General features: G+C 61.9%; 22 protein-coding genes and 1 pseudogene. 8 read left to right on the top strand and 15 right to left on the bottom strand.

Features of this window, described 5'->3' with window-relative positions; genetic code table 11:
• Positions 1-135 precede the first annotated feature (135 nt).
• From LB519_RS19255 to LB519_RS19235, 5 genes are all read right to left on the bottom strand, one after another.
• Complete coding sequence (locus LB519_RS19255; protein ID WP_024505095.1) at positions 136-501, bottom strand: PRC-barrel domain-containing protein; 366 nt, start codon at positions 499-501, stop codon at positions 136-138.
• An 86-nt stretch (positions 502-587) separates the two neighbouring features.
• On the bottom strand, positions 588-791 hold the full coding sequence (locus LB519_RS19250) for a dodecin family protein (RefSeq protein ID WP_013531476.1): 204 nt from the start codon (positions 789-791) through the stop codon (positions 588-590).
• A gap of 95 nt (positions 792-886) precedes the next feature.
• On the bottom strand, positions 887-1,732 hold the full coding sequence (gene kdsA, locus LB519_RS19245; protein ID WP_013531475.1) for a 3-deoxy-8-phosphooctulonate synthase: 846 nt from the start codon (positions 1,730-1,732) through the stop codon (positions 887-889).
• On the bottom strand, positions 1,729-2,616 hold the full coding sequence (locus tag LB519_RS19240; RefSeq protein ID WP_224620886.1) for a VOC family protein: 888 nt from the start codon (positions 2,614-2,616) through the stop codon (positions 1,729-1,731). The genes kdsA and LB519_RS19240 overlap by 4 nt, the downstream gene beginning before the upstream one ends.
• Positions 2,617-2,734: 118 nt before the next feature.
• Entirely contained in the window at positions 2,735-3,025 is a 291-nt protein-coding gene (locus LB519_RS19235; protein ID WP_013531473.1) for a Dabb family protein, read from the bottom strand.
• 572 nt (positions 3,026-3,597) lie between these two features.
• On the opposite strand from LB519_RS19235, the gene LB519_RS19230 reads away from it, so the two are divergent.
• Positions 3,598-4,854: an SAM-dependent methyltransferase gene (locus LB519_RS19230; protein WP_063168054.1), complete on the top strand. Its 1,257-nt coding sequence runs from the start codon at positions 3,598-3,600 to the stop codon at positions 4,852-4,854.
• A 137-nt stretch (positions 4,855-4,991) separates the two neighbouring features.
• On the top strand, positions 4,992-5,993 hold the full coding sequence (locus tag LB519_RS19225; protein ID WP_224620885.1) for a glycerophosphodiester phosphodiesterase family protein: 1,002 nt from the start codon (positions 4,992-4,994) through the stop codon (positions 5,991-5,993).
• A 30-nt stretch (positions 5,994-6,023) separates the two neighbouring features.
• Here the strand turns inward: LB519_RS19225 and LB519_RS19220 are convergent, their stop codons facing one another.
• Positions 6,024-8,003, bottom strand: coding sequence for a bifunctional 2',3'-cyclic-nucleotide 2'-phosphodiesterase/3'-nucleotidase (locus LB519_RS19220; protein ID WP_224620884.1), 1,980 nt, complete (start codon positions 8,001-8,003; stop codon positions 6,024-6,026).
• A 149-nt stretch (positions 8,004-8,152) separates the two neighbouring features.
• Entirely contained in the window at positions 8,153-9,418 is a 1,266-nt protein-coding gene (locus LB519_RS19215; RefSeq protein WP_224620883.1) for an NAD(P)/FAD-dependent oxidoreductase, read from the bottom strand.
• 163 nt (positions 9,419-9,581) lie between these two features.
• On the opposite strand from LB519_RS19215, the gene LB519_RS19210 reads away from it, so the two are divergent.
• Positions 9,582-10,232, top strand: coding sequence for a 5-formyltetrahydrofolate cyclo-ligase (locus tag LB519_RS19210; protein ID WP_224620882.1), 651 nt, complete (start codon positions 9,582-9,584; stop codon positions 10,230-10,232).
• Here the strand turns inward: LB519_RS19210 and LB519_RS19205 are convergent.
• On the bottom strand, positions 10,229-10,702 hold the full coding sequence (locus LB519_RS19205) for an Lrp/AsnC family transcriptional regulator (protein WP_024505089.1): 474 nt from the start codon (positions 10,700-10,702) through the stop codon (positions 10,229-10,231). The genes LB519_RS19210 and LB519_RS19205 overlap by 4 nt on opposite strands.
• A gap of 156 nt (positions 10,703-10,858) precedes the next feature.
• On the opposite strand from LB519_RS19205, the gene ald reads away from it, so the two are divergent.
• Complete coding sequence (ald, locus tag LB519_RS19200; RefSeq protein ID WP_023812057.1) at positions 10,859-11,974, top strand: alanine dehydrogenase; 1,116 nt, start codon at positions 10,859-10,861, stop codon at positions 11,972-11,974.
• A 206-nt stretch (positions 11,975-12,180) separates the two neighbouring features.
• Positions 12,181-13,488, top strand: coding sequence for an outer membrane protein (locus tag LB519_RS19195; RefSeq protein WP_063168057.1), 1,308 nt, complete (start codon positions 12,181-12,183; stop codon positions 13,486-13,488).
• A 234-nt stretch (positions 13,489-13,722) separates the two neighbouring features.
• Here the strand turns inward: LB519_RS19195 and LB519_RS19190 are convergent, their stop codons facing one another.
• The 6 genes and pseudogenes from LB519_RS19190 to LB519_RS19165 form a co-directional block, all read right to left on the bottom strand.
• A complete protein-coding gene (locus LB519_RS19190) occupies positions 13,723-14,190 on the bottom strand; it encodes a DUF1203 domain-containing protein (protein WP_224620881.1) in 468 nt (155 codons plus the stop codon).
• Positions 14,191-14,347: 157 nt separating this feature from the next.
• On the bottom strand, positions 14,348-14,905 hold the full coding sequence (locus LB519_RS19185; protein ID WP_013531463.1) for an OmpA family protein: 558 nt from the start codon (positions 14,903-14,905) through the stop codon (positions 14,348-14,350).
• A gap of 111 nt (positions 14,906-15,016) precedes the next feature.
• Positions 15,017-15,580, bottom strand: a complete 564-nt coding sequence (locus tag LB519_RS19180; protein ID WP_013531462.1) for a GNAT family N-acetyltransferase — start codon at positions 15,578-15,580, stop codon at positions 15,017-15,019.
• A gap of 5 nt (positions 15,581-15,585) precedes the next feature.
• Positions 15,586-16,452, bottom strand: a complete 867-nt coding sequence (gene sseA / locus LB519_RS19175; RefSeq protein WP_224620880.1) for a 3-mercaptopyruvate sulfurtransferase — start codon at positions 16,450-16,452, stop codon at positions 15,586-15,588.
• Between the two features lie 38 nt (positions 16,453-16,490).
• Positions 16,491-17,233 (bottom strand): annotated as a pseudogene (locus tag LB519_RS19170) (alanyl-tRNA editing protein).
• Entirely contained in the window at positions 17,233-18,267 is a 1,035-nt protein-coding gene (locus tag LB519_RS19165; protein WP_224620878.1) for a cysteine synthase A, read from the bottom strand. Before LB519_RS19165 ends, LB519_RS19170 begins: the two are co-directional and overlap by 1 nt.
• A 227-nt stretch (positions 18,268-18,494) precedes the next feature.
• On the opposite strand from LB519_RS19165, the gene LB519_RS19160 reads away from it, so the two are divergent.
• Together LB519_RS19160 and LB519_RS19155 are read left to right on the top strand one after the other, a co-directional pair.
• Complete coding sequence (locus LB519_RS19160; protein WP_024505081.1) at positions 18,495-19,316, top strand: SDR family oxidoreductase; 822 nt, start codon at positions 18,495-18,497, stop codon at positions 19,314-19,316.
• A 79-nt stretch (positions 19,317-19,395) separates the two neighbouring features.
• Positions 19,396-20,370, top strand: coding sequence for an alpha/beta hydrolase (locus LB519_RS19155; RefSeq protein WP_013531457.1), 975 nt, complete (start codon positions 19,396-19,398; stop codon positions 20,368-20,370).
• A 102-nt stretch (positions 20,371-20,472) separates the two neighbouring features.
• On the opposite strand, the gene LB519_RS19150 is transcribed toward LB519_RS19155, so the two are convergent.
• On the bottom strand, positions 20,473-21,897 hold the full coding sequence (locus tag LB519_RS19150) for a DEAD/DEAH box helicase (protein WP_127385355.1): 1,425 nt from the start codon (positions 21,895-21,897) through the stop codon (positions 20,473-20,475).
• A gap of 409 nt (positions 21,898-22,306) precedes the next feature.
• Between LB519_RS19150 and LB519_RS19145 the strand changes: the two genes are divergently transcribed.
• Positions 22,307-23,839, top strand: a complete 1,533-nt coding sequence (locus LB519_RS19145) for an acyl-CoA carboxylase subunit beta (protein WP_027028871.1) — start codon at positions 22,307-22,309, stop codon at positions 23,837-23,839.
• Positions 23,840-23,843 lie beyond the last annotated feature (4 nt).

The raw sequence follows: 23,843 nt of genomic DNA, 5'->3' as shown, positions 1-23,843 counted from the left end.
ATCGCGGCGGCATTCCTGACGTCATGCGACAATCAGCAGTCGCCGCCGAAGGCGATGGCCCCCTTACACGTCAGCGAATAAGCCGGAATCCAAAGCGGCCCCGTCTCTCTCGACGGGGCCGCTTTGTCGTTGTTGTTAATGCCAGTAAGGCGTGACCTTGTAATAATTGTAGGATTCGTCGCGCGCCGCCTCGCCATCGGCACCGGTCAGTTCGTTGATCGAATAGGCCGGTGCCGCCATGAGTTGTTCCTTGGAAAACGGCACGACATAACCGCCCTTGTCCTCATCATAGTCGAGGCTTGCCCAGGGAATGGCGTGATATTTCTCGCCGATGCCAAGGAAGCCGCCAAAACCGATGACCGCGAACATGATCCCGTTCGTCATCTTGTCGAGCATCACATCCTCTATGCTGCCGATGCTTGTGCCTTCGGTGTTGTAGACCGATGTGCCGATGACCCGCGAAGCGGCAATGGCTTGGGTGTGGCCAGTCTGGGTTGCCATGATTGTGCTCCTCATTGTGGTTTCGAACCATAATTGGACAATGAGGGGCGCGGGCGAAGGTTCCCGACTTTTTCGGCGTCGACCGATCACTCCGCGAGGATGAAGGTAACCTTCATGTTGACGCGATAAGCAACGATCTTGCCGTCCTGGACGACGATCTTCTGGTCCTGGATCCAGGCGCCCTCGACGTTCTTCAGCGTTTTGGATGCGCGCGCAATTCCCTGTTCGATGGCGTCCTGAAAGCTCTTCTTCGACGACGATGTGATTTCGGTGACGCGGGCGACAGACATGGCTTCCTCCTGCCAAAACGCTCATTTGCCGGTCGAGCGTACAGGCGGCTTGCGCCGTCCACAAGCATCGGCGGTCGACAGAGGATATGTCCGGCCTAGAGACCCTTGGCGATGCGGTCGAATGCCATCAGCCGCTCGAGTAGGGCGGGCATGTCCTTCAACGGCAGCATGTTGGGGCCGTCGGAAGAGGTCGAGTTGTCAGGATCCTGATGGGTCTCGATGAAGACGCCGGCAACGCCGACAGCGACGGCCGCGCGCGCCAGCGTCTCGACAAAACGACGTTCACCGCCCGAGGAACCGCCCTGCCCGCCCGGCTGCTGCACCGAATGGGTCGCATCGAAGATCACCGGCGCGCCGATCTCTGCCATGACAGGCAAAGCGCGCATGTCGGAGACCAGCGTGTTGTAGCCGAAAGAAGCACCGCGCTCGGTGGTCAGCACATTGGCATTGCCGGATCCGGTGATCTTGGCGACGACGTTCTTCATGTCCCAGGGGGCAAGGAACTGTCCCTTCTTCACGTTGATGACCTTGCCGGTTTTCGCCGCGGCGACCAGCATGTCGGTCTGGCGCGACAGGAAAGCCGGAATCTGCAGGACATCGACATGCGGCGCCACGATGGCGCACTGCTCCTCGGTGTGGACATCGGTCAGCACCGGGAGCGAAAATTCCTTGCGCAGTTCGTCGAAGACGGGAAGTGCCGCGTCCATGCCGGCGCCGCGCGTCGCCGACAGCGAGGTGCGGTTGGCCTTGTCGTAGCTGGTCTTGTAGACGAGGCCTATTCCGAGCCTGCCGGTCAGTTCCTTCAGCGCGCCGGCCATGTCGAAAGCGTGCTGACGCGACTCGAACTGGCACGGTCCGGCGATCAGCGACAGAGCCGCCTTGTTGTCGAAGACGACATTGCCGACAATTACCGCTGAATTGGGCGCGACGGGCTTGTTCATTTGGTCTCCCGGAAGATGAAAGCCGCGCCCTGTCCGGGTGCAGGCTGCACGACAATATCATTGCCCGCTATATCGTGTTGGATGGAATTGGCCGCAAGCAGCCTCGATGTCACATCGGCGTTCCGAACCGAAAAGACCACCGCTGCGAAGCGTAGATCTGTCGGCGCGCCGGCCGGCAGGCCAAAGCGCGCGGTGAAAGCCGCGCGGTCAAGCACGCTCCAATCTGCATTCGGCAGGGAAAACATGCCGCCCTGCCTTTCGGCGGCCGGATTGTCCACCGTGACAGAAATCAACTCATGCTGCTTTCCAGGCGCATCGCTGACCGCCAAGATCTCGACAATTCCGGTCGCGCCGTTGGCGTGGGCCTGCAAAGCCGCGCGGTCGACATCAGGCGCGTTGACCCGCTCGCAGGCAAACAGGAAGGCGTCCGTGGCTTCGGCTCCGGCCGCGAAAGCGAGCTTGAACGATGCGATGTCGCTCTTGCCGGCTGGGTCGGTGAAAGCGCGCGAAAAACCCAGCATGTCTCCCGCCGAGATGCCGGCATCGACATAGCGTGCATGGTCGGCATCGGCATTGCCCGTACCTAGAACAATGGCGGAAAACCCCTCGTCGCCGTTGCTGTCGCGATAGGCGCGATCACGCGTGACGAAGACATTGCCGTCCGCGATAGCCTTTGCCGCCACCTGCTCGTCGCCGACCGCCAGCGGTTCGAGATACGTGCCGTCGGCCAGGAAAACACAGCAGTTTTCCGTTCCGAAGGGATGGATGCCGGTCGGGGCCACGACGAAGCCAAGCGCGGCGAGCCGGGCTCGCGCCACCTCAAGGCTCTGCGTTGGCAGCACCAGGTGATCGAGCGGATGAGTGCCAGTGATGGTTCGGGTCATGCAGCCGCGATGTGCATCATTCCGCAAATCGGTTCAAGACTTGATCGCAATCCCGGCCATTTCGCCCCCGCCAGTTCACCGGACGTCGAAAAAGGCACCAGTTGGGACAAAGCCTCGATCAGCTTCCGGCAACGACATCGGCGGAATAGCGCAGTTCGCGCATCGGTTTGACCTTGCTGGTGGTCTGCGCATAGAGCGGGTGCGCCTTGTAGGCGGCCAGCGCGGCGTCATCGGCGAACTCCGCATAGACGACCACGTCGACCTCGTCCGACAGCGGATCCACCTTGGTGTTGAGCGTGACCTCGAACAGGCTGGAATGAGGAATGTTGCCGAGCGCCAGCAAGCCGGTGCGCACAGCCTCGACATCCTCTTTTCGCCGCGCGCTGAAGAAAACGATATGCCGGATCAACCCCGCCTCCTCGATCAAAATGCTGGGGTCTTTTGTGACGGCAGGACGTTGGCGTCAATCGACTAGGATGTCGCGGCTGCCGCCACTGGAGTTAAGCTCTGCCGGTAACATATCGCACAACATGGCTAAGCTCTCTCACTGTTGTGTCGAGATAGCGGCCCTGATTGTACATGCCATCCCAGATCAGGAAAAACGCGATGGCGGCAATGACGATTACATAACGCATGGCTAGATCTATCGCACGAGCAATTCTGCGACCATAGGCGTTTTTTGCGCGCTCGGCCTTTGCTGTGCAAAAAAGCGGATTCTCGCTGGCGCAAGCATTCCGCGTGGCACAGCCCCGCTTGCGGCCTGCCTCTTGAAGTTTCGCCGCATGACGTGGAAGATCGCCGCAGGGATTCACTGGGAAGCGCTAAAGCTCTGGTAAAAGAGCGCGTGTTTCATTCGAGCCCGCCCGTCACTGAGCCGGTCAGCGCCCGGGACCGGCAACGGCGTTCGAAGCTGGCGAATGATCCAAGAGAACCGTGGCTCGGCAATCTGCCCCGACACCGCGGAAATCCAGGGGGCACGAGATGGCACAAAAGGAACTATTTGGCGCAGCATTGAGCGACGCGGTCAGGCTCGATGAGTTCAATTTCGCCGAGATTGTCAAAGGTCTGCCGGCGAAAGCGCGCATGGTGCTGTCGGCGGCGATGAACCTGCCGCGCGGTTCACTCAAGGTGAGGCTGCCGGACGGCCGCGCCGTCCTCGTCGGCGGCAAGGGACCTGGCCCAGATGCCGAACTGGTGCTGAAGAATTGGCGCTTGCCCGGCCGCGCCTTTTCCGGCGGCACGATCGGCGTAGCCGAATCCTACATGGACGGCGATTGGGAAAGCCCTGATGTGACCAGCTTCCTGGAGCTATTCGTGGTCAATTCGGTCATTGGCGAGCGTATCGCGGGCGGCACCAGTTGGCTGATCAACACCGTCCAGCGCATCCGCCACTGGTTCAACCAGAACACCCGCACCGGTTCGAAGCGCAATATCTCGGCGCATTACGACCTCGGCAACGCCTTTTACAAGCAATGGCTCGATCCGAGCATGACCTATTCCTCGGCGCTCTACACGACCGGCGCCAACGACTTGGAAAGCGCCCAGGCCGCCAAATATCGCGCGCTGGCGAAAGACACAGGGATCGGCCCGAAGGACCATGTGCTGGAAATCGGCTGCGGCTGGGGCGGCTTCGCCGAATTCGCCGCGCGCGAGATCGGCTGCCGCGTCACCGGGTTGACGATCAGCCGCGAGCAGCACGATTTTGCAACGGCTCGCATCGCCAAGGCTGGCCTTGCCGAAAAGGTCGACATCAAGCTGCAGGACTATCGCGACGAAACCGGCACCTATGACCGCATCGCCTCGATCGAGATGTTCGAGGCGGTCGGCGAGAAATACTGGCCGGTGTTTTTCGGCAAGATGAAGGCTTGCCTGAGACCCGGCGGCACCGCCGGCCTGCAGATCATCACCATCAACGAAGCCGCCTACGACACGTATCGCGCAAGGCCGGATTTCATCCAGCGCTATGTTTTCCCGGGTGGCATGCTGCCGACACCGTCGATCCTGAAGACACTGGGCAAGGATCATGGCCTTGCCCATCTGCGCGAGCGCGTGTTTCCGGATGACTATGCGCGCACGCTTGCCGAATGGCGCCACCGGTTCTGGGCGTCATGGGAGAAGATCGTCCCGCTCGGCTTCGACGACCGCTTCAAGAAGCTCTGGGAGTTCTACCTGCACTATTGCGAGGCCGGATTCCGCGCCAGCTACATCGACGTGCGCCAGGTGGTCTACAAGGCGTAAGTCGACACGTTCTTCGATTTCATTGCCGCCGACCAGGCGATATCGAGGATGATCTCGATGTCGCCGCCCGGTCGCCGTCAAAAAGTCCGATCGCAAAGCAGGATGCCGCGCAGGACGGACGAATCGGAAATCACTTGATGCGCAAACGGACGATCTTCTTCGGCATCATCGTTGTCGCCGCGGCGGGCATCTGGCTCAACAACACCTCGCTGTTGTCGAGCCGCCCCGCCGGCAAGCCGGAAGTGCTTGCCCATCGCGGCCTTGCCCAGGACTACGCACGGGAAGGCATGACGGGTGAGACGTGCACGGCCAGTCGCATGTTGCCGCCGCGCCATGCCTACCTCGAAAACACGATCCCCTCGATGGAAGCCGCCTTCGCGCTGGACGCTGACGCGCTCGAACTGGATGTTCACCCGACGACAGACGGCAATTTCGCCGTCTTCCACGACTGGACGCTGGATTGCCGCACGGAAGGCAAGGGAGAAACACGTAACCATTCCATGGCCGAGTTGAAGACCCTCGATGTCGGCTATGGCTATACGGCGGATGGCGGCAAGACCTTTCCGTTTCGCGGCAAGGGTCTCGGCATGATGCCGTCGCTGGATGAGGTTCTGGCGCACTTCCCGGCCCGCCGCTTCAACATCAACGTCAAGAGCAACGATCCGAGCGAAGGCGAAAAGCTGGCCGCACGGCTTGCCATGCTATCGCCGAACGAGCGCTTCTATCTCTCGGTCTATGGCGGCGACAAGCCGATTGCCGCAGTCAAGGCAGCACTGCCGGACATGCATACACTGAGCCGCGCGTCGCTGACGCAATGCATTCTGCGCTATGCCGCGCTTGGCTGGAGCGGCTATGTTCCAGATGCCTGCCGAAAAGGTACCTTGCTCATTCCCGTCAACATCGCGAAATGGATGTGGGGTTGGCCGAACCGGTTTCTCGATCGCATGCAAGGCGTCGACAGCCGCGTCTATCTGCTCGGCCCGTACACCGGCGGCGACTTTTCGCAAGGGCTGGACGATCCCGAACTGATCAAGCAGCTGCCGAACGGTTATTCCGGCGGCATTTCCACCGATGCGCTGGATCTCGTCATGCCTGACATCAAGGAACGTTTCACCCAGCCGGCTCAATCCACGCCATAAGGCCGGGACTCGAGCCGACCCGAACCACCTTCAAAGCAGGATGCGGTATTTCGCGAAACCTGCCTCGCCCTCGCCTGCCGGCTCGATCTTCAGCGATTTCAGCTGCGCAATGAAATCCTTCGCCTTGGCGCCGGTTTCGAACACGGCGCTGGTTCCAGGCAGCGGCGCGAACGACCAGTTGTCGTCCGCGGACGGGTTGATTGTACCCTCGCTGACGATGTAGCGGACGATGACGTCGCGATTGGTGTCCGGCGCTTCATAGATGATCTTCGAGGCATTGATGTCAGGGAAATTGCCGCCGCCACCGGCCCGGTAGTTGTTGGTCGCGACGACGAATTTCTGTTTGGGGTCAATTGGTTTTCCATCGAAACTCAGGTCGACGATGCGATTGACGCCGGCGTTAGCCAGCCCGCCCTTGGCATCGTATTTCGGCGGCTGCGACAGGTCTATTTTATAGGTGACGCCGTCGATGACGTCGAAATTGTAGGATGGGAAGTCGGTGTTGATGAGGGCCTGGTCGGCCTTCCCTGGCTCGATCCGGTTGAAGATCCCGGCCGACATTTCCAGCCATTCCTTGACCTGCGCACCGGTGATTTCGACCGCACGCACGGTGTTAGGATAGAGATAGAGGTCGGCGACGTTCTTGATGGCGATATCGCCGGCGGGCACGTCGGTATAGTAGTCGGCGCCGTTGCGCCCGCCGGCCTTGAACGGAGCGGCCGCCGACAGCAGCGGCACATCCTTCCATTGCGTGTTCTTCAGAATATCCCTGAGGTACCAGGTCTGCGCCTGGCTGACGACCTGCACCGACGGATCGTCGGCGACCAGCGCGAAATAGGAATAGAGCGGCGCGGAGGTCTTGCCAACGGGGCGGCGCACATAGGCCAGTGTTGCCTGGTGGTCCTGCTCAAGGGCCGCGATAATCCGCTTGTCGTCCGGGACAGTCGGTTTGTTCTTATTGTCGACGCGTTCGAAGATCGGCCGCGCCTCGGAGGTGGCGGAAACGACCTTCCATTTCGACCCGTCGCGTTCCAGCATCAGGTCGATCAGCCCCATATGCGAGCCCCAGAAGCCGCCCATGACGGCGGGTTTGCCCTGCAGCGTGCCTTTTTGCGTGTCGACACCATCGAGCGACTGGAAATCCTTCTTGCCGGGGAACACCAGATGCTGGTGCCCGGTGAACACCGCGTCGATGCCGGCGACGCCGGCGACGAAGAACGAGGCGTTCTCCATCATGTCGCCGTGCTTCACGTCGATGCCGGAATGCGACAGCGCAATGACGATGTCGGCGCCCGCCTCCTTCATCTGCGGCACCCAGGCCTTGGCCGCCTCGACGATGTCGCGCGTCTTGACGTTGCCTTCGAGGTTCTTGAGATCCCAGACCATGATCTGCGGCGGCACGAAGCCGATGATGCCGATCCTGATCGGCTGCTCGGCGCCCGAACCATCCTTGATCTTCTTGTCGAGGATGACATAGGGCTTGAGATAGAGCTTGTCGTCGCGCGGGTTCGCGGCAAGCTCGGTGCCGCGGATCAGATTGGCGCAGACGAAGGGAAAATTGGCGCCGGCCAGCACCTTGTCCAGGAACGACAGGCCATAGTTGAACTCGTGGTTGCCCAGCGTCGAGCACTCGTAGCCGAGCAGGTTCATACCCTTCATGATCGGATGCAGGTCGCCGTCCTTCAGGCCCTTCTCATAGGCGATGTAGTCGCCCATCGGATTGCCCTGCAGCAGGTCGCCATTGTCGATCAGCATCGAATTCACCGCTTCCTTGCGCACGGCGTCGATCAGGGAGGCCGTGCGCGACAAGCCCAGCGTGTCGTTCGCTTTGTCGGCGTAATAATCGTAAGGCAGCACGTTCACATGGATGTCGGTGGTCTCCATGATCCGGAGATGCGCCTGGTTGGCCTGTGCGCGAGCGGAGAAGGGATGAAGCACGATCAGCGCCCCTGTAGCTGCGGTGCCAGCGAGGAAATCGCGGCGGGAGACGGGATGGAGCAGTTGCGACATGTTTTCTCCTCATCGACAACGTGACACGCCCTGCCCCGAAGCGAACTTCGCGCCGAAATCGGCTCAAGTCCATTCAAGAAGTTGCGTGCATCGGAAGGTCAGTCGACCAGCAACAGATGACGTGCGGATGAACGGTGCCGGTGAGGAAATCAGCCCTTGTCGTCGTCGCCCTGGGTGATCAGCCGCGCGCTGCGTTGCCCCGTCGCGTAGATCCATAGCCAGCTCAGCGAAACAGCAAGCCGGTTGCGAAAGCCGATCAGGAAATAGATGTGGGCCACTCCCCACAGCCACCAGGCGAGCCAGCCGGTGAGCTTGATCCAGCCGAAATCGATGGCGGCGGCGCGTTTGCCGATCGTCGCCAGATCGCCGGCATGCCTGTAGTGGAAAGGACGCGCGGTCGTGTCGCCGCCGAGCCTGGCCTTGATGGTAGCCGCAACATGTCGGCCCTCCTGCTTGGCGGAAGGCGCCACGCCGGGAACCGGCCGCCCGTCTGGCCGCAGCACATGAGCGGCGTCGCCGATGACGAAGATCTCCGGGCTGCCAGGCACACTTAGATCGGGCTCGACCAGCACCCTGCCCGCGCGGTCCGCCTTCGCTCCCAGCCATTCAGCGGCTGGCGAAGCGGCAACGCCGGCTGCCCACAGGATCGTTCGGGCGGCCAGTTGCTTATCGCCAAACACGACACCTTCGGCGTCGCAGCGCGTGACGGCCCGGCCGAGCTCGACCGTCACGCCGAGCCGCTCGAGCGCTTTGCTGGCATAGTCGGAAAGTTTCGGTGCGAAATTGGCCAGAATGCGGTCGCCGGCCTCGATCAGCACCACGCGCGTCTGCCGCGTGTCGATGTTGCGGAACTCGCCGCGCAGCGTGTCATGCGCCAACTCGACGATGGTGCCGGCAAGCTCGACGCCGGTCGGCCCGCCACCGACGATCGCAATTGTCAGCAGCGCCTGGCGCTTGGCGGGATCAGCCTCCCGCTCGGCCTGTTCGAAGGCCAGGAGAATTCGCCGCCGAATGGTGGTGGCGTCCTCCAGCGTCTTCAGGCCAGGCGCGAACGGCTCCCATTCGTCATGGCCGAAATAGGCGTGGCGGGCACCGGTGGCGAGCAGCAGCGTGTCGTAGGCGACCGCGCTGCCGTCGTCGAGCAGCACGCGCTTGCCGGCGCGGTCGACACCGGTGACATTGGCGAGCAGCGTCGTCACATCCTTGCGGTTGCGCAGGAGGTGGCGGATCGGCCAGGCAACCTCGGAGGTGGCCAGCGCCGTCGTCGCCACCTGGTAGAGCAGCGGCTGGAAGAGGTGATGGTTGCGCTTGTCGATCATGGTGATGCGCACGGGAGCGCCGGCAAGCGCACGGGTGAACTCGAGGCCGCCGAAACCCGCGCCGACAACGACGACATGATGCCTGGCTTCGTTCATTTCGTTCACCTTGATAGCAAGATTGCCTGTCCTGCATGTAGGTATTTTTGTGCAATGCAACAACAGATGGCCAGTGCCCGAGACTCGTCGTTGCATGTCGTGAATGCACATGTTGTATCGTATCGCGAGGTATAGCGTCATCGAACACGCGATGAGGTGAGGCATGGCCAACGATCGTGACGACGATGCTCCGGCGCAGTATTCTTCGCCGCCCTGTTTCATGCACGAACTCGATCCGGAATTCCGTGCGCCTTCGAGCGACTGGACCGATGTGAGACGCTGGCGCAAGGCTGAGCGCGAACGCCTGATCGCCGCGCGTCTTGCTGTTTCGGCCGACGCGCGAACGGTAATGTCGCAACGCATCGCCGATGGCCTCGACGCGGTAATCGGCGAGATCGCCGGCCGCATGGTCAGTCTCTACTGGCCGTTTCGCGGCGAGCCGGATTTGCGGTCTTGGATGGCGTCCATAAACGAACGCGGCGGCCGCACCGCCCTGCCCATCGTCATCGAGAAGGGGCAGCCGCTGATCTTCCGCGCCTACAAAGCAGGCGACCGGCTGGAGAAAGGTGTCTGGAACATCCCGATCCCGGCCGAGGGCGATCCGGTGCTGCCGGACATCGTCATCTCGCCGATCGTCGGCATCGATCCCCTGAACTACCGCCTGGGTTATGGCGGCGGTTTCTTCGACCGTACGCTGGCAGCGATGCCGTTCAAGCCACTGGTCATCGGCGTCGGCTACGAGCTGCAGCGCATCGCGACCATCTACCCGCAGCCGCACGACATTCCGATGGATCGGGTGGTAACGGAGGCCTAGGCCATTTCCGGCTTCATGCCCATGGCGGTCCTGTCGACGATTTCGCGTAGCGCAAAGGACGAATTGATCTTGGTCACATGCGGCATCGCCGACAGCCATTCCTTGTGGATGCGCTCATAGTCGACGAGATCCTTCGCCGCGATCCGCAGGATGTAGTCGTATTCGCCCGACATCAGGTGACAGGACAGCACGTTCGGGCAGCGCTTGATCGCCGCCTCGAAATCCGACAGCGTCTTCTCGAACTGCCCCGACAGCGATATGTGCACGATCGCCGTCATCTGGTGGCCAAGTGCCACATTGGAAAGCCGGGCGTGGTAGCCGCGAATGGTTCCGGATTTCTCCAGATTGTCGAGCCGGCGCGAACAGGCCGACTGCGACAGGCCGACCTTCTCGGCCAGCGCCGCATTGGGTATCCTGCCATCCTTCTGCAAAGCCTCGAGAATGGCGATATCGATCCTGTCGAGCGGCATTATTCGTGAATCCTGCGAATATCTTGCTGTTTCGCGCAACAATTATCGAAACCGGCCGGTGGGCGCAAGCGCATTCGCAAACACCTGCGCAACGATTCGTGGTTCACTCCAGCCATACAGGGAACGAGCCCAAAAGGGCCGGATCAGGAGAAGAAAATGCGCGTCGGCTGCCCCAAGGAAATCAAGAACCACGAATACCGCGTCGGCCTCACCCCCGGCTCGGTCCGCGAATATGTCGCCCATGGCCACGAAGTGCTGGTCGAGACCGGGGCCGGTGCCGGCATCGGCGCCGATGACAACGCCTATCGCGCCGCCGGCGCCACGATTGCCAAGACGGCCGCCGAGGTGTTCGCCAGGTCGGACATGATCGTCAAGGTCAAGGAGCCGCAGCCCAGCGAATGGGCGCAGCTTCGCGAAGGCCAGATCCTGTATACCTACCTCCACCTTGCTCCGGATCCGGAGCAGACCAAGGGCCTGCTTGCGTCCGGCGTAACGGCAATCGCCTACGAGACCGTGACCGACGACCGTGGCGGCCTGCCGCTGCTGGCGCCGATGTCGGAAGTTGCCGGACGCCTGTCGATCCAGGCCGGCGCCACGGCGCTGCAGAAGGCCAATGGCGGCCGCGGCGTGCTGCTGGGCGGCGTGCCCGGCGTGCTGCCCGGCAAGGTCACCGTTCTCGGCGGTGGCGTCGTCGGCCTGCACGCGGCCAGGATGGCGGCGGGCCTTGGCGCCGACGTCACCATCATCGACCGCTCGATCCCGCGCCTGCGCCAGCTCGACGATCTCTTTGCCGGCCGCGTCCACACTCGTTACTCGACTGTCGAGGCGCTGGAAGAAGAGTGTTTTTCAGCCGACATCGTCGTCGGCGCGGTGCTGATCCCGGGTGCCGCGGCGCCAAAACTGGTTTCGCGCGAAATGCTGTCGGGCATGAAGAAAGGCTCGGTGCTGGTCGATGTCGCCATCGACCAGGGCGGCTGCTTCGAGACCTCGCACGCCACCACCCATGCCGAGCCGACCTATGAGGTCGACGGCGTCATCCACTATTGCGTCGCCAACATGCCGGGTGCCGTGCCCGTCACGTCGGCCCACGCGCTCAACAACGCGACGCTTCACTACGGCCTGCAGCTCGCCGACAAGGGCCTGAAGGCGCTGGTCGACGATCATCACCTGCGCAACGGCCTCAATGTCCACAAGGGCAAGATCACCAACCGCGCAGTCGCCGAGGCGCTCGGCTACGAACTGGTCGAGCCGAAAGCGGTACTCGCCGCCTGATTTTCGCGAAAAACAGCTCCTTTCAATCCAGCCCGCCGGTTCCATGCCGGCGGGTTTTTTCTTGCGAGCCTGTTTTTCAGGCAAAGCATGGCGCCGAAAGATGTGACGCAACGGCACTTTGCTCATCATTGTTGCATATTTGTCATTCCCGTGCCGGCCGGTTCCCTGCTAGAGACATTCTGGGTTTACTCATGGGGTACGGGCATATGTTCATTCGCACATCCGCGAAATCTTTTCTTCTTGGTGCTGTTTCTGCTGTGGCTTTGATATCTGCTGCTCACGCAGCAGACGTCGTGCAGCCGGTAGAAGAAGCTGCCGGCTTTAACTGGAGCGGTCTATACGTTGGTTTTGGCGTCGGCGCCGGTGCCAACGTACACAAGCTCAGCAGCGATTTTATTCCAGTCTCGCTGAACGGCATTGGTGGCGAAGGCGTCTACGGTGAGCTGACGGTTGGCTATGACTATATGGTCGCGCCGCGGTTCCTCATCGGTGGTCTGCTGGACGCTCACGTCGGCAACATCGGGACCACGCTGGACATTACGGGATTCGACGCTTCGATCAAGGAAACCTACGGTTTCGACGCTGGCCTGCGTCTCGGCTACCTCTTGACGCCAAACACTCTGGGATACGTGCTGGGTGGCTATTCCTGGCAGAAGTACAAGCTCGATACGAACGCTGGCTTCGACTTTGATTGGGATCAGAGCGGGTATTTTGTCGGAGGTGGCATCGAAACGGCCATCAACAGCAATTGGACGATCAAGACTGAGTATCGCTATACGGGCTTCGGGACCAAGGACGATCTTCTTTCCGAGGCTGGCATCGTCGGGGTTCCGGACGGTCTCCTCAATCTTGACACCTCGCGCCATACTTTCCAGATCGCAGCCAATTACCGTTTCGGTGCCCAGAACGGCGGCGGTGCTGCCTTCGAGACGCCAGCCTACAACTGGACCGGCTTCTATATCGGCGGCGCTGGTGGTGCCGGTGCGTCCGTGCACCAGATCAACGTTCCGCCGCTCGGCGACCTGGAATTCAATGGTCTCGGTGGCGAAGGTGCCTTTGGTGAACTGAACGTCGGCTACGATCATGACTTCGGCAGCTGGGTCGCAGGCGTCATGGTCGATGCACGCTACTCCGGCATGACTTCCAAGCTGGATCTCGGCGGCGGATCGATCAACGTCGATACCGACTATGGGTTCGATGTGTTGGGCCGCGTTGGCATGAAGATGAACGAATCGACCCTTGCCTATGCGCTTGCCGGCTACAGCTGGCAGCATTTCGACCTGAACGCTTCCGACCCGATCGGCGACATCCTCGACTGGGGCTCCAGCGGCTTCTCGGTCGGTGGCGGACTGGAAACGGCTCTGTCCAGCAATGTCACCGTTGGCCTCGAATATCGCTATTCGCAGTTCGCCAAGAAGGACTTTTCTTCGGAATTCGGCGCACCTGACGACACCCTTACCTCGACTTCCTCTTTCCACACCGTGCGCCTCGGCGCGAAGTACAAGTTCAACTAAAAGGCCCTCCAGCCAAACAGTTGCAGCCCGTCGGCCATGCCGGCGGGCTTTTTTCTTGCGTGGAATACGTCTGCTCCAAACGCACGCAACAAAAAAGCGGAGCCAAAGCCCCGCTTCCTCGATGTCGAGATTTGCCGCCGGTTCATCCGCGGTCGGCAAATCGATCGACAATGGCTTTCTATCGCGACTATGCGACGGGAGTACGACAGCTGTTTCCAGCGGCTAATCTCAGCCTCAAGCGCGCTCGATGCGGCACTGGTAGCAATTGTTGCGCGCCGAGCGGACATGGACGTAGGCGATCTCGTCGCGTTCCAACAAGGTCTTGGCCCGCCTGGTGATGTCTCCGGTCGGGACCACGCCGCCGCTGCCATAGACGATACGGTCATCCCTGCCATAGCCGCGCACGATGTAGTCGGGGCTGTCGAGAATCTCGGGCAGCGCCTCGCCCTCGGCAGCGCCGTCGCATGCCTCGGCATGCAGGAAGATCGGCCCGGTTTCGGCATAGGGCTGAAGCTGCGGGAATGGCCTGTATGCCAGAACAAGATAGGCATCGCCGGCTCCTATGTTCTTCAAACAATGCCGGCAAGGCATGCCGTCACCATCTGAGACCTTTCGCTCGGGCGTTTGGCCATAAGCATCGACGCCACCACGCTGCAGCGTCCTGACAGCTTCGGTCGGCAAAGCTTTGAACTGGATGGTCATGGAAAAATCTCCGGTGTCGTGATTGGAAATTATGTCCTTGAACCCTCGCCGCCCACCCGATTCCTGCCAAATGTCGAAAAGCCGATCGCCCCTCGGCGATCGGCTCTCATCAGGTTCCTGTCAAAGGCGCCGGCTAATTAAATTTCGGAGCTGCGACTCAACGGATGAAATCGTCGAAGCGGCGCAGCGTCACCCGGCGATTCTGCCAGTTTTCGTTCTGCGTCTGCACCAGCAAAAACTCCTCACCGTAACCAACCGTTTCCAGTGCATGGCCGGGCACCCTAAATTCGCGCACCAATGTGCGCTTGAGCGAAGCGGCGCGTTGTTCGGACAGGGCCTGGTTCGACTGGAAGGAGCCGACGGCGTCGGTATGGCCCTCGATCAGCACGCGGGCGCCGGGATCGCGGCGCAGGATTCGCCGCAGCGCGTCGGCAATAGTCTCGATCTTGTCGTATTGCGAGTTGGCAATAGCCGCCGAACCGAAGGCGAAGTTGATCGACTGGATATCGATCGAGCGGGCCATGCGGCGCAAATCCGGGCGCCGCTTGAATTCCCGGATGGTGACGCGCTCGTTCGGCCGCAATTTCACACGCGGTGCCGCCTCGAGCTTCCGCTCGATCGTCGCGGCCGAAGGCGTCGTCGCCTGGGCTGCGGCGAGGCTTGGCATGGCAATCGCCGCGATCAGCGCGGCGGCAAGTGTACGGCGGGTCAGCATGTCTTCGTCTCCTTCGGCCTTGGCCGCATTGATGGTGCGGGCAACATGCCAAAAGCAGCCTGAAGGGCCGATGAACGACAGGTTCAGATTCGAGCTGGTGTCAGCTTCCGGCTAGGGCCGCATGACGCTGGCCGCGCGCTCGGCGAAAGGCAGCGGATGCACGATTTCCTTCTTTTGCGCCACCGGTGCAAAGCCGAGCTTCTGGTAGAGCGGCAGAGCCGCCGGATGATCGAGCGTGCAGGTCTGCACCGTCACCCGCTTCGGCCCATGCGACCAGGCGGCAGCGATCGCGGAGCCCAGGAACCAGCGGCCGATGCCTTGTCCCGTCGCATGTTCCATCATGCCGAAATAGGCGAGCTCGACTTCTTCCGGCAGATGCGGCTTGAGATCGAAAAAGCCGGCGGGTGCGCCGTCGAGATAAAGGACCCTGATGTCGCGATCCTCGCGATGAATGCCGGCGGCAAGCTCGTCGTCATCCAGCCTCAGCACATTGACCCAGTGCCATTTGCGCCCCACCCGGTCCATCAGATAGCGGTAGAAATGCAGCGGAATGTCCTTGGTCTTCAGCAGCGCGATCTGACGGTTGTAGGGCACCGGCGGCGAATAGGCCGGCGGCACATGCATCTCGAGAAACGTCACCGTGACGTCAATATCTTCCAGCGCGCCGTTTTCCATCGTCTTCATTCCTTGCCGATCACAACGGGGCCGGTCACGACAGGCGTGTCGGAAAGCCCGCCCCACTCCGTCCAGGAGCCGTCGTAAAGCCTGTTGTTGGTATGGCCAAGTGTTTCCAGCGCCAGCGTCACCACCGCTGCGGTAATGCCGGAGCCGCATGAGGTGACGACAGGTTTCGACAGATCGATGCCGGCCTCCTCGATCGCCTTGCGCAGGCGGTCCTTCGACAGCAGCTCGCCATTTTCCGACAGCACCGAATAGGGCAGATTGCGCGCGCCAGGCATATGGCCGGAGCGGATACCCGCGCGCGGCTCAGGTTCAGTGCCGGTGAAGCGGCCCGGTCCCCGGGCGTCGGCGATCTGGCTTGCCCTGGTGTCGACGATCCGGCGCATGTCGGCGAGGCTGGCGACGCGCCCGGAGTCGAAATCGGCATGAAACACGCTTGGCGCGATCTTCGTCGGCTCAGCCGTCACCGGTCTGCCGGCGGCTTTCCAGCCATCGAAGCCGCCATCCAGAATATAGGTCTGGAAGACGCCCATGACCCTGAACATCCACCACGCCCGGGGCGCCGAGAAGAAGCCCGGACCATCGTAGACGACGATGGTGTCATCGGCCGAAACGCCCATGGCGCCGACATACTGGGCAAAATGCTGCGGTGACGGCAGCGTATGCGGCAAGGGCGAATCCGGATCCGAAACGGCATCCTGATCCAGAAATCGTGCGCCCGGGATGTGGGCCGAATCGTACTCGCCGCGCGCATCGCGCTTCTGCGCCGGGAGATACCAGGATGCGTCGATGATCGTCAGGCCCGGCTGGCCGAGACGTTGCTGCAGCCAGTCTGCGTCGACGGTGAAGGGGCTGTCCTCGGCCATTTTGTGCTCCTGCTCGCCTTTTGGCGATCACTGTCTGTTCAGTTTGCCGGCATCGGCCCAAAGCGGATGCGGAAGCGCCGGTTTTCACGGCCCTTCTTCTCGATCTTGCCGATGTGGATTTCGCCGACTTCGCCAGTGCTCTTCACATGGGTGCCGCCGCAGGGCTGGCTGTCCACCGAGGCGTTGTCGCCGATACAGACCAGGCGGATCTTGCCGGTGCCGGCCGGCGGCCGAACGTTCTTGGATTTCACCAGGCCGGGATTGGCGGCCAGTTCCTCGTCACTGATCAGCCTGACAAAGATCGGATGATCGGCCCGCACCAGCTCCATCAGCCCGGCGGTGATGTCCTCCTTGGTGAAGCCGGCTCCGGAGCGTCGAAGTCGACACGGCTGTCGTCCTCGGAAACGGCGGCACCGGTGATTGGAAACGGACAGACGACGGTGAGCAAATGGCAAGCCGCATGCATGCGCATCAGGAGATGCCGGCGTTCCCAGTCGATGGCCAGCCTCACCGTCTCGCCGACCTGTGGCACCGCTTGCTCAGGCGCCGGCACATGGATGATCTCGTCCTTGGTCTCGCCGGTGAGGGTAGCGGCAATGGCGATGCGGCTGCCGTCCGCGCGTTCGAGATAACCGGTATCGCCCGGTTGGCCGCCCGAAGTGGCGTAGAAGATCGTCCGGTCGAGGATGATGCCGCCGCGGTCGTTGACGGCAACGACTGTCGCATCCGCCGTCCGCAGATAGGCGTCGTCGCGAAACAGGGCATCCGTCCTGTTTGCCATCACGCGACCTTTTCGAACGGCACCGAAATTGTGCTCTTCAGCTCCATCCAGCCTGGCACCGGCAGTTGCTTCTCGCGCAGGAATTCCGGGTTGAACAGTTTTGACTGATAGCGCGTGCCGTAGTCACAAAGAATGGTCACGATGGTGTGGCCGGGACCCAATTCCCTGGCCAGGCGGATCGCGCCGGCAATGTTGATGCCGGTCGAGCCACCGACGCAAAGCCCCTCTTCCTGGATCAGGTCGAAGACGATCGGCAGCGCATCCTCATCGGGGATCTGGAAGGAAAAGTCCGGCGTAAACCCTTCGAGATTGGCGGTGATGCGCCCCTGCCCGATGCCTTCGGTGATCGAGCTGCCTTCGGACTTCAGCTCGCCGCTGGTGTAGAAGGAGTAGAGCGCGGCCCCCAGAGGGTCGGCCAGCGCGATCTTCACATCCTTGCTTTTCGCTTTCAGCCCAAAGGCGACGCCGGCCAGCGTGCCGCCGGAACCGACCGCCGAGACAAAGCCATCGACCTTGCCGCCGGTCTGGCTCCAGATTTCCTCCGCTGTGGTGCGGATATGGCCGTCACGGTTGGCAACATTGTCGAACTGGTTGGCCCAGATGGCGCCGTTCGGCTCGGTCCGCGCCAGTTGCTCGGCCAGCCGCCCCGACAGTTTCACGTAATTGTTGGGGTTCTTGTAGGGCACGGCAGGCACTTCGATCAGTTCGGCACCGAGCAGCTTGATCGTGTCCTTCTTCTCCTGGCTCTGTGTGTCGGGAATGACGATGACGGTGCGATAGCCGAGCGCGTTGGCGACCAGCGTCAGCCCGATGCCGGTGTTGCCCGCCGTTCCCTCGACGACGACACCGCCGGGTCTCAGCAGCCCACGCTGCTCGGCATCGCGGATGATGAACAGGCCGGCGCGATCCTTGACCGACTGGCCCGGATTCATGAATTCGGCCTTGCCCAGGATCTCGCAACCGGTTTGTTCCGAAGCTTTGTTGAGGCGGATCAAAGGCGTGTTGCCGATTGCGTCGATCACAGAACGGGGCATTCAGGATTCCTTGTGTAGGTGCGCCGAAACCCTAGAAACCCGAAGCTGCAGTTTCAAGGCAAGAATTTGTCTGGTCCAGTCGCATTTGCGGTACTGTAGTTGCGTCAGCGCTTCCCGAAACCGACCTCTTGCGCCACAGCTCATTTTCCGGCTGACGTTGAAAAGCAGCTTTTCATTCGATTTCTTCATCGCTAGAGCAAAGCACCAACAAGTCGACAGGGCGCAGCATGACACTCTACCGGGCCAACCCGAAGCACGGCGTCGCCTGGATCACGGGCGGATCGAGCGGCATCGGCCGTGCCCTGGCCAGGGATCTTGCTTCCCAGGGCTATGCCGTCGCGGTGACGGCGCTCGACGACGATCCGATCGACACGCTTGTCGTCGAGACCGCGCAGATGCCGGGCAGCGTCACGGCCTTTCCCTGCGACGTCACCGACGAGCCGCGCATGGCAAGAACCGTCGCCGCGATCGAGAAGGAGCTCGGTCCCATCGTGCTCGCCATCTTCAATGCAGGGAATTACATTTCGACGCCGGGGGAGAATCTTGTCGTCAACGACTTTCGCCGGTCCTTCGAGGTCAATTATTTCGGCATCATCAACGGCCTCGTGCCGGCGGTCGAACGCATGCGTGTGCGGGCCCGCGGCCATGTCGTGCTGGTCGGCTCCGTGACGTCCTATTTCGGCTGGCCGACAACGGCCGCCTATGGCGGCACCAAGGCGGCCATCAACATCCTGGCCGAGTCGCTGAAGTATGATTTCGACAAGATGAACGTGCGTATCCAGGTGTTCAATCCTGGCTTCATCGACACCCCGCTGACCGAGAAGAACATGCTGCCGATGCCGGGACTGATGCCGGTCAGCCGTGCGTCGCGCCGCATGGCGCGGGGCATCAAGTCGGGCGGTTTCGAAGTCCATTTCCCGCGCCGGACAAGCTGGCCGCTGAAACTGCTCGCCCTGCTGCCGAGGCCGCTGTGCAGAGGGTTTATCAGCCTGATGACCAGTTGGAAGGCGCGGCCTCTGCATTACGACCGCAAACCGCCGATCGAATAGGACGCCTGCGAAATTGGCAGGCTCCCCGTTTTCGGGCCGCCGTCGCCATGGTTGAGACAAGTGCTGCGTGGAGTCTGCGATGGGGCGACGGATCGTGCTTGCTGTGCTGGGCCTTATTGCCGTTCTCGCACTGGCCTTCGTGTTCGGCCCGCGCGTTCGCGTCGACACCACGATCCGTTTCGATCCCTCGCTCATCGGCGACGATCCGCAGGCCTATGTGGCAAAGGCGGAAGCCGCCATCCCCGGAATCCGAGACGGGCTGGAGAAGGAGATCGTCTGGGCCGATCCGTTGGTGCATGCCAGGACCCCGCTATCGATCGTCTACATCCACGGCTTTTCCGCATCGAAGGGCGAGGTCCGCCCGCTGCCTGACGAAGTGGCGGAACAGCTTGACGCCAATCTCTTCTACACACGGCTTACCGGTCATGGGCAGGATGGCGCAGCGATGACGCAAGGCAGCATCAATGCCTGGATCAACGACTATGAGGAGGCGCTCGCCATCGGCCGGGCGATCGGCGACAAGGTGATCGTCATCTCGACTTCGACCGGCGGCTCGCTGGCGGTCTGGGCGGCAACGCAGCCCGGTGCGTCGGACGGGGTGGCGGCGATTGCGTTCATCTCCCCGAACTTCGGCGTCAAGGCTTCGGGCGCCGGGATCCTGACCATGCCGTGGGGCAAACAGATCGCCAGGCTGGTCGCCGGCAAGGAACATAGCTTCGTGCCGCGCAACGCGCTGAATGAAAAATTCTGGACCACCCGCTATCCGATCGAAGCAACCTTGCCGATGCAGGCGCTGACCGAGCTTGCCTATGGCGCGCCGGTGGAGAAGGCGACCGTCCCTGCTTTGTTCATCTTTTCTGATTCGGACAAAGTGGTGCGGGCCGACCGCAGCCGCGAGATTGCCGGGCGCTGGGGCGCGCCGCATGAACTGGTTCCGGTCGACGACACTGGCGACCCGGACAATCACGTCATTGCCGGCGACGCGCTGTCGCCATCGACCACGGCGTTTCTGGCGCAAAGGATCGCCGTCTGGATCGAAGCGGTGGTGAAGTAGGCGACGAAAAAGGGCGACCGAAGCATCGCTTCGGCCGCCCTTTTCTTGTTTCGTCTCGGCAATCAGCCAGCCGAAGCTTGACTGACTGCAGCGCGGTCTGGCTTACGCGGCCCGCGCAGCCGGACGCTTACCGCCGAAGCGGCGCTTGTTGTTGCCCTTGAAGGCCGGCTTGGCGCCGTCCGGCTTGCGCTCGCCGGCGAAGGCCGGCTTGTCGCCGAAGCGCTTCTTGCCAAAGCCGTTGCCTTTGTTCTCGCCACCGGGCCGCCTGCCGTCGCGACGGCCATTGCGGTCGTTGCGGTCATTGGCCGGCTCGAAACGCTCGTTCTTTTCAGCCGGATTGCGCAGCGGATCGGGGCTGCCGAGATGGTCGGCAACGATCGGCAGCTTGGTGCGGATGATGCGCTCGACCTGGCGCAGCTTGCTGTTCTCGGAAGGATCGCAAAGCGTGATCGCGATGCCGTCCATGCCGTTGCGGCCGGTACGGCCGATGCGGTGGACGTAGCTCTCGGCTTCATCAGGCAGATCGAAATTCACGACATGGCTGATGCCGGGCACGTCGATGCCACGCGCCGCGATGTCGGTCGCCACCAGAATGCGCACCGAGCCGTCGCGGAAATCGTTCAGCGCTTTCTGGCGGGCGTTCTGCGACTTGTTGCCGTGAATGACGGCGGCCTTGAAGCCATCGCGCTCGAGGTCCTTGGTCACCCTGTCGGCACCATGCTTGGTGCGCGAGAAGATGATGACGGACTTCATCGCCTCATCGGCGAGCATCGTCGACAGCACCTGGCGCTTCTGCTTGGTGCGGGCAAAGACGACGCCTTGCACGATCTCGGCCGCTGCCGTGCTTTGCGGCGCGACTTCGACGCGGATCGGGTTCTTCAGCAGGCCCTTGGCCAGTTCGGCGATCTCATTGGGCATGGTCGCCGAGAACAGCACCGTCTGACGATCGGGCGCGGTCGCCTTGGCGATGCGCTTGACGTCGTTGATGAAGCCCATGTCGAGCATGCGGTCGCCCTCGTCGAGCACCAGCCATTTGGTGTCGGCAAGTATGAGGTCGCCCTCACGCACCAGGTCGGTCAACCGGCCGGGCGTTGCGATCAGGATATCGACGCCGGGCGCAACCTTCTTCACCTGGCTGAAGCGCGAGACGCCGCCAAGCACGAGCGCGGTCGAGACATGCGCGCCCTTGGCGAGGATCTTGATCGTGTCCTCGATCTGCACGGCGAGTTCGCGCGTCGGCGCCAGGATAAGCGCACGCGCCGTCTTCGGCCGGCGCTTGGTGCCGAGTGCGATGATCTTCGACAGGATCGGCAGAGCGAAGGCCGCGGTCTTGCCGGAGCCGGTCTGGGCGATGCCGAAAATGTCACGGCCTTCCATCTGCGGCGGGATCGCCTGCGCCTGGATAGGCTTCGGCTCGGTGAAGCCGGCGTTGTGGGTGGCCTTGAGCAGCGCGCCCGTAATACCCAGTGCCGCGAAACCGGTGAGTTCCGCAGTGTTGCTACCGGGCAAAGTGTTTTCGTTGGTCAAAATAATCTTCTTTCACGCGGCTTCTGGCCGCAAACATCGATGGCGGCAGGGCGCAACCTGCCGTCCAACAAATTTTCATGAAACGACAAGGCGGGCGGACGGGTTCGTCCACTCGGCTGCGCTGTCGTGCCCGCAGGCATCATGCCACGGGGCTTTTTCGCCGCTTTGTGATTTACCGGAAAAAGGGCCGATATACCGGAAAGAGGGAAAACAGACGCAACCAGTCTCATTCGTCGAGAAGGCCGGATAAGTTCCGGCCCAAGCGCCTATGCCGCCGCATATGGCCCAGTTCGCCACCAAATGCAAGGGGCGTCATGCTGCAGCGCAGCAAAATCCACGGAGCAAGCGGCGCTTGCGCTCGCTTGCCGGCACGATTACCACGAAATGCCGCTGGCTTGGGAGGTAATCGATGAAGGACGTGCTGAAGGAACTCGAGCGCCGACGCGAGATCGCCCGCATGGGTGGTGGCCAGGCCCGCATCGATGCCCAGCACAAGAAGGGCAAGCTCACCGCGCGCGAACGCATCGAAGTCTTTCTCGACGAGGGCTCTTTCGAGGAATTCGACATGTATGTCGAACACCGCTCGACCGATTTCGGCATGGAGAAGACCAAGATCGCCGGCGACGGCGTCGTCACCGGCTGGGGCACGGTCAACGGCCGCCCGGTCTACCTCTTCGCCAAGGATTTCACCGTGTTCGGCGGCTCGCTGTCGGAAGCGCATGCCGAGAAGGTCATCAAGGTACAGGAGATGGCGCTGCGCAACCGGGCGCCGATCATCGGCCTCTACGATGCCGGCGGCGCGCGCATCCAGGAAGGCGTGGCGGCACTCGGCGGCTATGCCGAGATCTTTCAGCGCAACGTGCTGGCCTCAGGCGTCATCCCGCAGATTTCCGTGATCATGGGACCGTGCGCCGGCGGCGACGTCTATTCGCCTGCCATGACCGATTTCATCTTCATGGTGCGCGACACCTCCTACATGTTCGTCACCGGGCCGGATGTGGTGAAGACCGTGACCAACGAGACGGTGACCGCCGAGAGTCTCGGCGGCGCCTCCGTCCACACGACGAAATCGTCGATCGCCGACGGAGCCTATGACAATGACGTCGAGGCGCTGCTGCAGATGCGCCGGCTGGTCGACCTGCTGCCGGCTTCCAACACATCGGAGCTTCCCGAGATCGAATGCTACCAGTCGGTCACCGACCATGATTTGTCGCTCGACCGGCTGATTCCCGATAACGCCAACAAGCCCTACGACATCAAGGAGCTGATCCTGAAGGTCGCCGACGAAGGCGATTTCTTCGAGATCCAGCAGAGTTTTGCCAAGAACATCGTCACCGGCTTTGGACGCGTCGAGGGCCGCACGGTCGGCTTCGTCGCCAATCAGCCGATGGTGCTGGCCGGCGTGCTCGATTCCGACGCTAGCCGCAAGGCGGCGCGCTTCGTGCGCTTCTGCGACTGTTTTTCGATTCCGATCGTCACCTTCGTCGATGTCCCCGGCTTCCTGCCGGGCACGGCGCAGGAGTATGGCGGCTTGATCAAGCATGGTGCGAAACTGCTGTTCGCCTATGCCGAGGCGACCGTGCCGAAGATCACCGTCATCACCCGCAAAGCCTATGGCGGCGCCTATGACGTGATGGCCTCAAAACATCTGCGCGGCGACATGAATTATGCCTGGCCAACGGCGCAGATCGCGGTGATGGGCGCCAGAGGCGCGGTCGAGATCATTTACCGCAAGGACATCGGTGATGCCGAAAAGATCGCAGCCCATACAAAGGCTTACGAGGATCGCTTCCTGTCGCCCTTCGTCGCCGCCGAGCGCGGCTATGTCGATGAGGTGATCATGCCGCATTCGACCCGCCGCCGCATCGCCCGGGCGCTGCGCATGCTGCGCAACAAGGACATGCAGAACCCCTGGAAGAAGCACGACAACATCCCGCTGTGAGGCG

It is taken from the genome of Mesorhizobium sp. AD1-1, assembly GCF_020164655.1.
Classification (GTDB): domain Bacteria; phylum Pseudomonadota; class Alphaproteobacteria; order Rhizobiales; family Rhizobiaceae; genus Mesorhizobium; species Mesorhizobium ciceri.
This window is presented reverse-complemented; position numbering and strand designations above follow the sequence as displayed.